We start from the raw sequence: 12,936 nt of genomic DNA, 5'->3' as shown, positions 1-12,936 counted from the left end.
GAGCACTCTCCGCTTATTTGATCAAGCCTCGGACACTCCACCTCGTGAAAGCGCGAGGCTAGAACGCCCCCTTGTTGCCCTTCATGTATGTGTCACACAGTTCAGAGGCGGGGACCAGGGGGAGGGGGCACAGTATGTCGGTGTTGGGTCGCTATCCGGGGGGACCGTCGACCTGGGCCGTCGAGCGGTTCGGGCGGCATGCCGGCGCGCTTGCTGCTGCCGTTCCGGTGCAGCTGGCCAAGGCGCACGCGAAGGCTCATGCCGCGCACCTTGCCGCGGGGCTCAAGAAGCGGAGTCCGTACGGGGTGGCCCTGGCGGGTCTCGTGCGCGAGCACCTGGCGGAGACGGCTCGTGAGCTGGGGGAGGCCGTACGGGACGTGCGTGGGTACGAGTACGCGGTGATCAACGATCACGCACTCTTTCCCTTCCGGTACGCGGACAGGCCCAGGCCGCTGGATCGGGCCCGGTTGCCGGCCAATGCGTCTCCTACGCGGCAGCGGCTGTTTCGGGCGCATGGGCCGCAGCCTCCCGACACCCTCTTCGACGTCGACGAGAACCTGGTGACCGAGGAGTACCTGGGGCTGCACGAAGCGTTCGAGGAGCTGGGAGCTTCCACCCGGCTCGTCTGCGTGTTCTTCACGGCCGACGCCGAGAACGGCATCCATGCCATTCACTGGGGCGACGCCCATCTCGAACCCGACCGCACCTTTACATGGCCGTACAGGGAGCAGCTCCCGGTCGCTCCGGTGCGGATGGAATGACTGGCCGTGGCGTCGCCACCTGGGCGGCTGTGATGCCGGCTGACTCGGGTCTGGGCCGTCCCTGGGCCGTGCGAGGTTGGCCGACGATGACAGACGGCACCCGTGGGTGACCGCCCCCACCCTGCTCCGGCCTGGGCATCCAGAGTTGATCTGCCACACTGGAAGGGTTATGCCTGCACCCGGAGAACTCACATTCGTAGCGCCGCGCGGAGCGAAGAAGCCGCCGCGGCATCTTGCTGATCTGTCGCCTGCTGAGCGCAAGGACGCTGTCGCGGCGGTCGGGGAGAAGCCGTTTCGTGCCAAGCAGCTGTCGCAGCACTACTTCGCGCGGTACACGCACGACCCCGAGCAGTGGACGGACATCCCTGCCGGGGCGCGTGAGAAGTTGCGGGAGGAGTTGTTTCCCGAGCTGATGACGGTCGTGCGGCATCTGTCGACCGACCAGGGGACCACGCGGAAGACGCTGTGGCGGCTGTTCGACGGGACCCTCGTGGAGTCCGTGCTGATGCGGTACCCGGACCGGGTGACCATGTGCATCAGCTCCCAGGCCGGGTGTGGGATGAACTGTCCCTTCTGTGCCACCGGGCAGGCGGGGCTCGACCGGAATCTCTCCACCGCTGAGATCGTGCATCAGATCGTGGACGGGATGCGGGCCCTGAGGGACGGGGACGTGCCCGGGGGGCCTGCTCGGCTTTCCAACATCGTCTTCATGGGGATGGGTGAGCCGCTCGCCAACTACAACCGCGTCGTCGGGGCCATTCGGCGGCTCACCGATCCCGAGCCGGACGGGCTCGGGCTGTCGCAGCGCGGCATCACCGTGTCGACCGTCGGGCTCGTGCCTGCTATTCATCGGTTCGCCGATGAAGGGTTCAAGTGCCGGCTAGCCATCTCGCTGCACGCCCCCGACGACGAGCTGCGCGACACCCTCGTGCCCGTCAACACGCGGTGGAAGGTGCGCGAGGTGCTGGACGCCGGGTTCGAGTACGTCGAGAAGTCGGGGCGGCGGCTGTCGATCGAGTATGCGCTGATCCGGGACATCAATGACCAGGCCTGGCGCGGTGACCGGCTCGGGCGGCTGCTCAAGGGCAAGCCTGTGCATGTCAATCTGATCCCGCTCAACCCGACTCCGGGTTCGAAGTGGACGGCCTCGCGGCCCGAGGACGAGAAGGCGTTCGTGGAGGCCATCGCCGCCCATGGTGTGCCGGTGACGATCCGGGACACCCGTGGTCAGGAGATCGACGGGGCGTGTGGTCAGCTCGCGGCCACCGAGCGGTAGTCTGAGCCCGTACATCCGTACGTACATCTTCATATTCCGACAGGGGAGCGCCACAGCGCTGAGAGTGCGGGAGAGTCCGCAGACCCTCTGAACCTCGCCCAGGTCATTCTGGGTAGGGAGATCGGTCGTCACTCAAGCTGTTGCGCCCTGCTCCGGAACCACTCGGTCCGGGGCAGGGCCGCGTCTCTTCCTGGTCACTCCAGGAGGAAGTCAGTGCACATCAAGAACAAGAGCATCGCCTTGGCCGTGGGGCTGGGGCTCGTCGCCCTGCCCGCGTTGTCCGCCTGCGGGTCGGAGGACGACAGCGGGTCCTCGGGTACGTCCAAGAACGTCACCCTCGTCAGCCACGGCTCCTGGGCCGCGTCCGAGGACGTCATCGCCGCGTTCGAGAAGCAGTCCGGGTACAAGGTCAAGGTCCTGGAGGACGGCGACGCCGGGCAGGCCGTCAACAAGGCCATCCTCACCAAGGACAACCCGCAGGGCGACGTCTTCTTCGGCGTCGACAACACCCTGCTCTCCCGTGCCCTCGACAACGGGCTCTTCCAGTCGTACGAGGTCAAGGGGGCGGACCGGATTCTGCCCGAGTACCGGGTGGACGAGGGCAAGCATCGCGTCACGCCCGTCGACACCGGGGACATCTGCGTCAACTACGACAAGAAGTACTTCGAGGAGCACAAGCTCACCCCGCCCGCGACCTTCGACGACCTGATCAAGCCCGCGTACAAGGACCTTCTCGTCACCGAGAACGCCTCCACCTCCTCGCCCGGGCTCGGCTTCCTGCTCGGTACCGCCGCGCAGTACGGGGACGACGGCTGGCAGGGCTACTGGGAGAAGCTCAAGGCCAACGGCGTGAAGGTGGTCGACGGCTGGGACCAGGCCTACAACGAGGAGTTCTCCGGCTCGGCCGGTGGCAAGGCCGCCAAGGCGGAGCGTCCGCTCGTCGTCTCGTACGCCTCCTCGCCGCCGGCCGAGGTGATCTTCGGGGACCCGAAGCCGAAGACCGCGCCCACCGGGGTCGCCGAGGGCACCTGCTTCCGGCAGGTCGAGTACGCCGGACTGCTGAGCAACGCCAAGAACCCCGAGGGCGGCAAGGCGCTGCTGGACTTCCTGGTCGGCAAGACCTTCCAGGAGGACATGCCGCTGAACATGTTCGTCTACCCGGTGACCGAGGGCGCCCAGGTGCCGGAGGAGTTCGTGAAGTACGGGCCCCAGGCGAAGGACCCGCAGACCATGGCCCCGGAGAAGATCGCCGACAACCGCGACGACTGGGTCAAGTCGTGGACCTCGCTCGTACTGAAGTAGGCCGCCCCACGCGGAGGCACGCGGCGCGGCTGGGCTTGATGGCCCTGCCCGTCGCGTTCTTCGGCGTCTTCTTCGCCTACCCGGTCGCCGCGATCCTCGCGCGCGGCCTCAAGGTGGACGGGGTCTGGCAGTTCGGCCGGATCGCCGACGTGCTCGGGCAGAGCGACATCCGGCACGTGCTGTGGTTCACCACCTGGCAGGCCCTCGCCTCCACCGCCCTCACCCTGCTGGTCGCCCTGCCCGGCGCGTATGTCTTCGCCCGCTACGACTTCCCCGGCAAGCAGGTCCTGCGGGCCGTCGTGACGGTGCCGTTCGTGCTGCCGACCGTCGTGGTCGGTACGGCCTTCATGGCGCTGGTCGGGCGGCGGGGGCTCCTCGACGAGCTGTGGGGGCTGCGGCTGGACACCACCGTGTGGGCGATCCTGCTGGCGCACGTCTTCTTCAACTACGCCGTTGTCGTCCGCACCGTCGGCGGACTGTGGGCGCAGCTCGACCCGCGGCAGGAGGAGGCGGCCCGGATGCTCGGGGCGTCCCGCTGGAGGGCCTGGCGCACGGTCACCCTTCCCGCCCTCGGCCCGGCCGTGGCCGCCGCCACGCTGATGGTCTTCCTGTTCACCTTCACCTCCTTCGGCGTCGTCCAGATCCTCGGCGGGCCCACCTTCTCCACGCTGGAAGTGGAGATCTACCGGCAGACCTCGGAGATCTTCGACCTCTCCACCGCCGCGGTCCTCACCCTCATCCAGTTCGCGGCCGTCGGCGCCATCCTCGCCCTGCACGCCTGGACGGTACGGCGCCGGGAGAGCGCGCTGCGGCTGGTGGACGCCGCGCAGACCGCCCGCCGCCCGCGCGGCGCCGGACAGTGGACCCTGCTGGCCGGGGTCCTCGTCACCATCGCCGTGCTGCTCGTCCTGCCGCTCGCGGTGCTGGTGCAGCGCTCCTTCGGCGCCGCCGACTTCGCCTACTACCGCGAGCTGACCAGCGACGAAAGCGGAATCTTCCTGGTCCCGCCGATCGACGCGATCGGCAACTCCCTGTCCTACGCCGTCGTCGCCACCGCCATCGCCGTCCTCGTCGGAGGACTGGCCGCCGCCGCGCTGACCCGGCGCGACGCCGGACGGTTCGTACGCGGCTTCGACGCGCTGCTGATGCTGCCGCTCGGGGTGTCCGCGGTGACCGTCGGGTTCGGGTTCCTGATCGCCCTGGACGAGCCGCCGCTGGATCTGCGGGCCAGCTGGATCCTGGTGCCGTTGGCCCAGGCGCTGGTCGGTGTGCCCTTCGTCGTACGGACCATGCTGCCCGTGCTGCGGGCCGTGGACCAGCGGCTGCGGGAGGCGGCGGCGGTGCTGGGGGCCTCGCCGTGGCGGGTGTGGCGGGAGGTGGATCTGCCGCTGGTGCGGCGGGCCCTGCTGATTGCGGCCGGGTTCGCCTTCGCGGTGTCGCTCGGGGAGTTCGGGGCGACGGTGTTCATCGCGCGGCCGGACAATCCGACGCTGCCGGTCGCGGTGGCCCGGCTGCTGGGGCGGCCCGGCGAACTCAACTACGGCCAGGCGATGGCCCTTTCGACGATTCTGATGGTGGTGTGCGCGGTGGCGCTGCTGGTGCTGGAGCGGCTGCGGACCGACCGGACGGGGGAGTTCTGATGCTGCTGAGCCTGGAGAACGCGACCGTGCGGTTCGGTGGGCAGGCCGTGCTCGACGCGGTGGACCTGTCGGTCGCCGAGCACGAGGTGGTCTGTGTCCTCGGGCCGAGCGGCAGTGGCAAGTCGACCCTGCTCAGGGCGGTCGCCGGGCTTCAGCCGCTGGACGCCGGGCGGGTGTCGCTCGACGGGCACGACCAGCGCGGCATCCCCGCGCACCGGCGCGGCGTGGGGCTGATGTTCCAGGACCACCAGCTCTTCCCGCAGCGGGACGTCGGCGGCAACGTCGCCTTCGGGATGCGGATGCACGGTGCCTCGAAGGCGGAACAGGCTGCCCGGGTGAAGGAGTTGCTGGACCTCGTCGGGCTGCCTGGGGCCCCGGGAAGGGCCGTGGGCTCACTGTCCGGCGGGGAACAGCAGCGGGTGGCGCTCGCCCGGGCGCTGGCGCCCCGGCCCCGGCTGCTGATGCTGGACGAGCCGCTCGGCCAGCTCGACCGCTCGCTGCGGGAGCGGCTGGTGGTGGAACTGCGGGAGCTGTTCAGCGAGTTGGGCACGACCGTGCTGGCGGTGACGCACGACCAGGGCGAGGCGTTCGCGCTGGCCGACCGGGTGGTGGTCATGCGGGACGGGCGGATCGCCCAGACCGGGACGCCGCTTGAGGTGTGGCAGCGCCCGGCGGACGAGTTCGTGGCCCGCTTCCTCGGCTTCGACAACGTCATCGCCGCCACGGTCGCCGGCGAGGCCGCCGCTACCCGCTGGGGCAAGCTTCCGGTGCCCGAGGGCACCCCCGAGGGCCCCCGCACCCTCCTCGTCCGGCCCGCCGGGGTCCGCCTGGTCGCCGCCGACCAGGGCCTGCGCTGCACGGTGGCCGCCCGGACCTTCAAGGGCACCCATGTCGCCGTACACCTCCAGCCCGAGGACGCGCCCCGGCTGGAGGCCGCGTGCGCGCTCAGGGAGGCGCCGGAGGTCGGGGACGAGGTCGGGGTGGAGTTCGACGCGACGGAAATCGTGGTGCTCGATCGCGCGGAGTGATCCTAAGGTGTGCGGATGACGCTTCTCGCACACGACCGCTACTGCGATGAAATCGACCGCCAGGTACAGCAGTTGAGAGCCGTGGTGACCTCCGGCGCAGACCTCTCCCGCACCGTCCCGACCTGCCCGGACTGGTCCCTGGAGGACCTGGTACGGCACAACGGCGGCGCATTCCGCTGGGCGGAGCTGCTGGTGCGCACCCGGGCCGAGGAGGACATCCCCGAGGACAAGGTGCCGCTCATCGACGGACCCGACACGAAGGGGGACGCCGCCGCGCTGGACGCCTGGCTGGCCGAGACCGGCCGGATGCTCGTCGACACCCTGCGTGCCGCGGGCCCGGACGCCAAGGCCTGGAGCTGGGCCGAGACGCACACCGCCGGGTTCTGGGCCCGTCGTATGACCCACGAGATCACGATTCACCGCGCGGACGCCACGCTCGCCGCCGGGCTGCCGTACGAGGTCGCACCGGAAGTGGCCGCCGACGCGATCGACGAGTGGCTGGAAATCGTGGAGTTCGTGCAGCGGAGCCAACCGGAGGACTCGGCACGGGAGTTGCGCGGCGACGGCCGCACCATTCATTTGCACGCCACCGACGGCACACCGGAGCTGAATGCCGAGTGGGTCATCGAGCTCGCCGAGGACGGGGTGCGGTGGCGCCGGGGCCATGAGAAGGCGGATGTCGCGCTGCGCGGACCGCTGACCGCCGTACTGCTCGCCTTCTACCGCCGGCTGCCGCTTGACAGCGCCGAGGTGGAGGTCTTGGGCGAGCGGGAGCTGCTGGAGTTCTGGCTGGAGCGGGCCACCTTCGGGTAACCCCGTGCGATGGCCCGCTCCGCGGCGTCAGCGGGTGCTGCCGCGCTTGCGCAGGCCGAAGAAGACCGCGCCGCCGCCGGCCGCGACGAGGGCGATGGCGATGCCCGCGATCAGGCCGGTGTTGGAGTTGGCACCGGTCTCGGCGAGGTTGGACTCACCGGCCGGGGACGGGGCGTTGCTGGAGGTGTCCGCGGGGGTGGTGCTGGTCTCCTCGGACGGCTCCGGAGCCGGGGACGACTCCTCCTCGGCCGGGGTGGACTCCGACGGCGTCGGGGTCGCGCTCTCCGACGGCGGGGTGTCCTCCTTCTTGCAGGCGGTCGACGGGGTCGTCAGGTTCGGCTTGATGTCCTCGTCGACCAGGTCCGCGGCCTTGACGTGGATGCGGTACTCGGCGTTGGGCTTCCAGTCCTCGTTGAAGGTGATGGTGACGCCCTCGGAGGAGCCCTTCACCACCTGCTCGCCGACCTTCTTCAGGTCGGCGCCGTTGTTCTGGAGGTAGACGGTGACCGTGGCCGGGACACCGCCCGGGTCCACGTCGGTGACGGTGATGACGCCCTTGTCGCCGTCGCACTTGGCCTCGGCGGAGAAATCCTTGATGTCGCACGCGAACGCGCTGCCGCCGGCGCTGAGCACGAGCGCGGCCGAGGCGGAGGCGAGGCCGAGCACACGGGCGGAGCGGGCGACGGTACGGCGGGATATGGACAGGACTGCCACGTTGGTCCTTCACATGTTGCGCAGATGAGGGGGGTTTGAGGAGTGGCGTCGCGGGGCAACTCCACTCCCAGGAGTCTCACAGGTTTATAAGTGCCGCGTAAGTAGTGTCAACGCATATGCGCGTCAACCTTCTTGGCTTTGCCACCTTATTAACCGCCGAGACGTTTCAACGCCTCGGGTACCTCGTCGATTCGGTCAACCAGGGCGATACGGGACTCCATTGACCGCTCCCGCGCCAGCGACCGCAGCAACGGCCAGGCGGGCAGCCGTTCCGTCCAGTGCTCCTTGTTGACCAGCACCATCGGTGTGGGTTCGCCCCGCGACTCGTAGTAGTTGGGCGTCGCGTTGTCGAAGATCTCCTGTACGGTCCCGGCGGCGCCCGGCAGGAAGACCACGCCCGCGGTGGAGCGGGCCAGCAGGCCGTCCTCGCGCAGGGCGTTGGCGAAGTACTTGGCGATGTGCGCGGCGAAGGCGTTCGGCGGCTCGTGGCCGTAGAACCAGGTCGGGATGCCGATCGAGCCGCCGCCCCGGGGCCAGCGGGTGCGGACCTCGAAGGCGGCCGTCGCCCAGGCGGTGACGGACGGGGTGTACGACGGTTCCTTGGCGAGGATGTCGAGGGCCTCGGCGAGCATCTCGTCGCCGTAAGGGGCGGCGTACGCGCCCAGGTTGGCGGCCTCCATCGCGCCGGGGCCGCCGCCGGTGGCCACCGTGAAGCCCTCGCGGGAAAGTTCGCGGCCGAGCCGGGCGGCGCCCGCGTAGGCGTCCGAGCCGCGGGCCATCGCGTGGCCGCCCATCACGCCCACCACGCGTGCGCCGCGCACCAGTTCGTCCAGCGCGTCGGAGACGGAGTCGTCGTGGACCGAGCGGAGCATCGAGGCGAGTATGTCGCCGTCGGACTTGGTCTGCTGGAACCAGGCGTAGGTGAGCGCGTCCGGTGTGCGGTCGTAGCCCTTGGCCAGATCGGTGAACAGCTCGTCCGGGGTGTAGAGAAGACCCCGGTACGGGTCGAAGGGCAGTTCCGGGACCGGCGGGAAGACCATGGCGCCGTCGGCGCGGACCTTCGCGGCGGCGTTCTCCCGCATCCGGCAGCCGAGGAAGATCGCGCCCGTGGTGTCCGTGCCGAGCAGTTCGCGCGTACGGTCCGTCAGATCGACGGCCTGGATCCGGTATCCGGAGAGCGTGCCGCGCGCGGAGACGGTGGCGTCGAACTCCTGGAGGGTCTCGATCTCACGGTCGTTGTGGTTCGCCGCATGGGCGGGCATCGTCTGCACCCGCCCATGCTAGACAGAGCGGTTCCTCAGCCCTCGATCGCGGCGGGGTCCATCCACACGACCTCCCAGGTGTGGCCGTCGAGGTCGTCGAAGGCGCGGCCGTACATGAAGCCCATGTCCTGGATCTTGTCGGAGGCCTTGCCGCCGGCGGCGATCGCCTTCTCCACCAGCTCGTCGACCTTCTCGCGGCTCTCGGCGCTCAGACAGATCAGCACCTCGCTGGTCTTCGTGGCGTCCGCGATCTCCTTGTCGGTGAACGTCGCGTAGAACGGCTTGGTGAGGAGCATCGCCACGATGGTGTCGCTGATGACGACGCTCGCCGCGTTCTCGTCGCTGAACTGGGGGTTGATCGAGTAGCCCAGCTCGGTGAAGAACTTCTTGGCGGCGTCGAGGTCCGTGACGGGCAGGTTCACGAAGATCATCTGCTGGTACATACGAGGTCTCTCCCAACGGGGTCGGTCTGTTCGATGGGGTAGACCGGCGGGCGGGGCGGAACTCATCGCGGTACGGAGATCTTTTTTCGAACGGGTTTCGCGGGGGACGCGTCAGCGGGCGAGGGGGAGTGCGGCGAGTTCGGCGACCGTCAGGGTCAGGGGGCCGAATACGAGGAGCAGCGCGCCCGCTCGCAGGGCGGCGGCGCCGCGCAGTACGGCGGCCGGGGCGCCCAGGCGGAGCAGGGCGGCCGTGGTGTCGGCCCTGGCCTGGCGTGCCTCCACGGCGGCGGTGAGCAGGGTGGCGACGGCGCAGGTGGCGACCACGGTCGCGCCGAGCGTGGTCAGCGGGCCGGGGGTGCGGCCGTCGGCGGCCGGGTCGTGGAGTACGGCCATGGCGTACGCGGCGGAGGCCACGGCGCAGACGATGCCCAGGGGACGGCCGATGCGGGTGGACTCCTCCATGAGGATGCGGCCCGCCAGGAGGCGGAGGGCGCCGGGGCGGACCGACTGGAGGACGCGGCCGCAGAGGTGGGTGAGGCCGGGGCCGGCGAGGGCGAGGCCGAAGGCGGTGAGGGCCCAGCCGAGGAGGGCGGCGGTGGGGGCGGTGGGGAGGCCGGTGGGGAGGGTGGTGGGGGTGCCCTTTGTCGTACTGGCGTACGCCTCGATGGTGAGGCCCGCGGCGAGGATGGCGATGCCCCAGGGGAGGCCGGAGGGGGGTGCTGTGGGTGGCTTGTCCCGTGGGGACTGTGCCCGGGTGTCGCTTGCCGACGCTTGCCGGGTGCCTCCCCCGGAGGGGGGACCCCCAGCGCCCACCCGTGCCGCCCCAGCGGCACGACTGCCCGCAGGGTGCGCTGTCTGTGGGCGGTGGTTGAAGGCGACTGCCAGGGACGCCGTTGCTGGGAGCAGGGAGAGGAGGGTCAGGGCTGCCGGGAGGGGCAACGGGTGGGACGCGGCCAGGAAGTCCGCTGCCGCGCCGTCGAACGGCATGCCTGTCAGGTCGCCGCGCAGGTGGAGGAAGAAGAGCAGGGCCAGCATCGAGCCGAGGGTGGTCGACAGGGCCGTGACGGTCGCCGCCACCGCCATCAGGCGCACCGGGCCCAGGCCGATCGCCGCGAGGCCGGGCCGGGGCCGGGTGCCGGGGTCCGTGCGGGCCACCGCCACCGCGAAGTGCACCGTCGCCGCCAGCGGTGCCGCACACCACGTCAGGCGCAGGGCGGACGCGCCCGGGGTGTCGGGGTGCGTCATCGCGTGGCCCAGGGCGCACAGGAGCAGGAAGCCCGTACCCGCCGAGGCCGACACGACCAGCAGGCGGCGCAGTTGTACGGCGGGACGGGCGCGGCGGGTCAGGCGGAGAGCGAGCACGCGGCCCGGCCTTCCTCCGACTCGGCCATCGGCGGCAGGTGGACGGTGTTCACGCGGCGGCCGTCCAGCAGGGACACCGTGCGGTCGGCCAGGGCGGCGGTCTCCGCGTCGTGGGTGGCGAGGACGACCGTGATGGCGTGCGAGCGGGCCGCGGTGGTCAGGGTGCGCAGGACGTGGGCGCGGTCGGCGCGGTGCAGCGGGGCCGTGGGCTCGTCCGCGAACAGGACCGTGGGCGCCGGGGCGAGGGAGCGGGTGATGCAGACGCGCTGGCGCTGGGCCTGGGTCAGTTCGTGGGGCCGCTTGCGGGCGCAGTCGCCGATGTCCAGGCGCTCCAGCCACTCCAGCGCCGCGGTCTTGGCGCGGCGGCGGCCGGTGCCGCGCAGCATCAGGGGCAGGGCGGCGTTCTCCCAGACGTTCAGCTCGGGGACGAGGACCGGTTCGGGGTCGATCCAGCCGAAGCGGTCGCGGCGCAGCCGTTCGCGGTGGACGGGGCCCATGGTGTGCACGGGGACGCTGTTGAACCAGACCTCGCCCTGCTGGGCGGGCAACTGGCCGGACAGACAGCGCAGCAACGTGGTCTTGCCGCTGCCCCGGGGGCCGTTGACGGCGAGGATCTCGCCCTCGCGGACGCCGATCGAGACGCCGCCGAGCGCGGGTGAGCCGTCGGGGTGGGTGAAGTGCAGGGCACGGGCCCAGAGCACATCGTTGTCGGGCGGGGCCTCCATGCGCGTCACACCTCGTTCTGGTCCGTAGTGCCTAGGGCAGTTGCACAGCACCGTGGGTTACAGCCGGGCTGATCCAAACGACCGGCCCTGGCAGTCCCCCGTGCGGGGGAACGAAAGCAGGGCCGATCGGTTACCAGGAACGCTAAGGATTACGCGCCGGAACGCCGGACAGCACGCGGCCCCGGCCGCACCCATCCCACTCGTTCGGGTGCAGCCGGGGCCGTCCTGCCACGGGGTTACAGCTTGGTCCACGCCTCCGTGAGCGTCGCGCGCAGGATCTGCTCGATCTCGTCGAACGTCTCCTGGTTGGAGATCAGCGGCGGCGCCAGCTGGACGACCGGGTCGCCGCGGTCGTCGGCCCGGCAGTACAGGCCGTTGTCGAACAGGGCCTTGGAGAGGAAGCCGTACAGGACGCGCTCGGTCTCCTCCTCGTTGAAGGACTCCTTGGTGTTCTTGTCCTTCACCAGCTCGATGCCGTAGAAGTAGCCGTTGCCGCGGACGTCGCCGACGATCGGCAGGTCGTGCAGCTTCTCCAGCGTGGCGCGGAAGGCGCCCTCGTTGTCGAGCACGTGCTGGTTCAGGCCCTCGCGCTCGAACAGGTCGAGGTTGGCGAGGCCGACCGCCGCGGAGACCGGGTGGCCGCCGAAGGTGTAGCCGTGCAGGAAGGTGTTGTCGCCCTTGTAGAACGGCTCGGCCAGGCGGTCGGAGATGATGCAGGCGCCGATCGGGGAGTATCCCGAGGTCATGCCCTTGGCGCAGGTGATCATGTCCGGGACGTAGCCGAACTTGTCGCAGGCGAAGGTGGTGCCCAGACGGCCGAAGGCGCAGATGACCTCGTCCGAGACGAGCAGCACGTCGTACTGGTCGCAGATCTCGCGGACCCGCTGGAAGTAGCCGGGCGGGGGCGGGAAGCAGCCGCCCGCGTTCTGCACCGGCTCCAGGAAGACCGCGGCGACCGTGTCCGGGCCCTCGAAGAGGATCTGCTGCTCGATCTGGTCGGCGGCCCAGCGGCCGAAGGCCTCGGGGTCGTCGCCGAACAGCGGCGCGCGGTAGATGTTGGTGTTCGGCACCTTGTGCGCGCCGGGGACCAGCGGCTCGAAGGGGGCCTTCAGGCCCGGCAGGCCGGTGATGGACAGGGCGCCCTGCGGGGTGCCGTGGTAGGCGACCGCGCGGGAGATGACCTTGTACTTGGTCGGCTTGCCGGTCAGCTTGAAGTACTGCTTGGCCAGCTTCCAGGCGGTCTCGACCGCCTCGCCGCCGCCGGTGGTGAAGAAGACCTTGTTCAGGTCGCCCGGGGCCTCGTTGGCGAGGCGCTCGGCCAGCTCGACGGCCTTGGGGTGGGCGTAGGACCAGACCGGGAAGAAGGCCAGCTCCTGCGCCTGCTTGGAGGCGGTCTCGGCGAGCTCGGTGCGGCCGTGGCCCGCCTGGACCACGAACAGGCCCGCGAGTCCGTCGAGGTAGCGCTTGCCCTTGTCGTCGTAGATGTAGGTGCCCTCACCCCGGACGATGGTGGGGACGGGGGAGTTCTCGTACGAGGACATGCGGGTGAAGTGCATCCACAGGTGGTCGTACGCGGTCTGGCTGAGGTCCTTGGAGCTCACGGTTATCGG

The 12,936-nt window shown here is 70.3% G+C and carries 12 protein-coding genes and 1 riboswitch; of the genes, 6 read left to right on the top strand and 6 right to left on the bottom strand.

The window, feature by feature from the left end; genetic code table 11:
• Window positions 1-134 precede the first annotated feature (134 nt).
• The 6 genes from GA0115233_RS06235 to GA0115233_RS06210 all read left to right on the top strand — a co-directional run bounded on the left by GA0115233_RS06235 (window position 135) and on the right by GA0115233_RS06210 (window position 6,820).
• On the top strand, window positions 135-761 hold the full coding sequence (locus tag GA0115233_RS06235) for a hypothetical protein (RefSeq protein WP_093719067.1): 627 nt from the start codon (window positions 135-137) through the stop codon (window positions 759-761).
• A gap of 169 nt (window positions 762-930) precedes the next feature.
• Complete coding sequence (gene rlmN, locus GA0115233_RS06230; protein WP_093719066.1) at window positions 931-2,037, top strand: 23S rRNA (adenine(2503)-C(2))-methyltransferase RlmN; 1,107 nt, start codon at window positions 931-933, stop codon at window positions 2,035-2,037.
• A gap of 31 nt (window positions 2,038-2,068) precedes the next feature.
• Window positions 2,069-2,174, top strand: a riboswitch (TPP riboswitch).
• A gap of 76 nt (window positions 2,175-2,250) precedes the next feature.
• Complete coding sequence (locus tag GA0115233_RS06225; protein WP_093719065.1) at window positions 2,251-3,339, top strand: thiamine ABC transporter substrate-binding protein; 1,089 nt, start codon at window positions 2,251-2,253, stop codon at window positions 3,337-3,339.
• A 38-nt stretch (window positions 3,340-3,377) separates the two neighbouring features.
• Window positions 3,378-4,979, top strand: a complete 1,602-nt coding sequence (locus GA0115233_RS06220; RefSeq protein WP_093719064.1) for an ABC transporter permease — start codon at window positions 3,378-3,380, stop codon at window positions 4,977-4,979.
• Window positions 4,979-6,007, top strand: coding sequence for an ABC transporter ATP-binding protein (locus tag GA0115233_RS06215; protein WP_093719063.1), 1,029 nt, complete (start codon window positions 4,979-4,981; stop codon window positions 6,005-6,007). Before GA0115233_RS06220 ends, GA0115233_RS06215 begins: the two co-directional genes overlap by 1 nt.
• Window positions 6,008-6,022: 15 nt before the next feature.
• A complete protein-coding gene (locus GA0115233_RS06210; protein ID WP_093719062.1) occupies window positions 6,023-6,820 on the top strand; it encodes a maleylpyruvate isomerase family mycothiol-dependent enzyme in 798 nt (265 codons plus the stop codon).
• A gap of 27 nt (window positions 6,821-6,847) precedes the next feature.
• Here the strand turns inward: GA0115233_RS06210 and GA0115233_RS06205 are convergent, their stop codons facing one another.
• The 6 genes from GA0115233_RS06205 to GA0115233_RS06180 form a co-directional block, all read right to left on the bottom strand.
• Window positions 6,848-7,534, bottom strand: coding sequence for an LAETG motif-containing sortase-dependent surface protein (locus tag GA0115233_RS06205; protein ID WP_093719061.1), 687 nt, complete (start codon window positions 7,532-7,534; stop codon window positions 6,848-6,850).
• Window positions 7,535-7,683: 149 nt separating this feature from the next.
• On the bottom strand, window positions 7,684-8,805 hold the full coding sequence (locus GA0115233_RS06200) for an LOG family protein (RefSeq protein WP_093719060.1): 1,122 nt from the start codon (window positions 8,803-8,805) through the stop codon (window positions 7,684-7,686).
• A 26-nt stretch (window positions 8,806-8,831) separates the two neighbouring features.
• Window positions 8,832-9,239 (bottom strand): VOC family protein, encoded by a 408-nt coding sequence (locus GA0115233_RS06195; RefSeq protein ID WP_093719059.1) that lies wholly within the window; start codon window positions 9,237-9,239, stop codon window positions 8,832-8,834.
• Between the two features lie 111 nt (window positions 9,240-9,350).
• Window positions 9,351-10,601, bottom strand: a complete 1,251-nt coding sequence (locus tag GA0115233_RS06190) for a hypothetical protein (RefSeq protein ID WP_093719058.1) — start codon at window positions 10,599-10,601, stop codon at window positions 9,351-9,353.
• The gene (locus GA0115233_RS06185) at window positions 10,583-11,326 is read right to left on the bottom strand and encodes an ABC transporter ATP-binding protein (RefSeq protein WP_093719057.1); all 744 of its coding nucleotides are present in this window, start codon (window positions 11,324-11,326) and stop codon (window positions 10,583-10,585) included. Before GA0115233_RS06185 ends, GA0115233_RS06190 begins: the two co-directional genes overlap by 19 nt.
• 236 nt (window positions 11,327-11,562) lie before the next feature.
• Window positions 11,563-12,927, bottom strand: coding sequence for an aspartate aminotransferase family protein (locus tag GA0115233_RS06180; RefSeq protein WP_093719056.1), 1,365 nt, complete (start codon window positions 12,925-12,927; stop codon window positions 11,563-11,565).
• Window positions 12,928-12,936: the final 9 nt, after the last annotated feature.

The sequence above is a fragment of the Streptomyces sp. DI166 genome, from assembly GCF_900091315.1.
Classification (GTDB): Bacteria; Actinomycetota; Actinomycetes; order Streptomycetales; family Streptomycetaceae; genus Streptomyces; species Streptomyces fuscus.
Note: the sequence above shows the minus strand (reverse complement) of the source record. Positions and strands in the feature narration are given on the sequence as shown.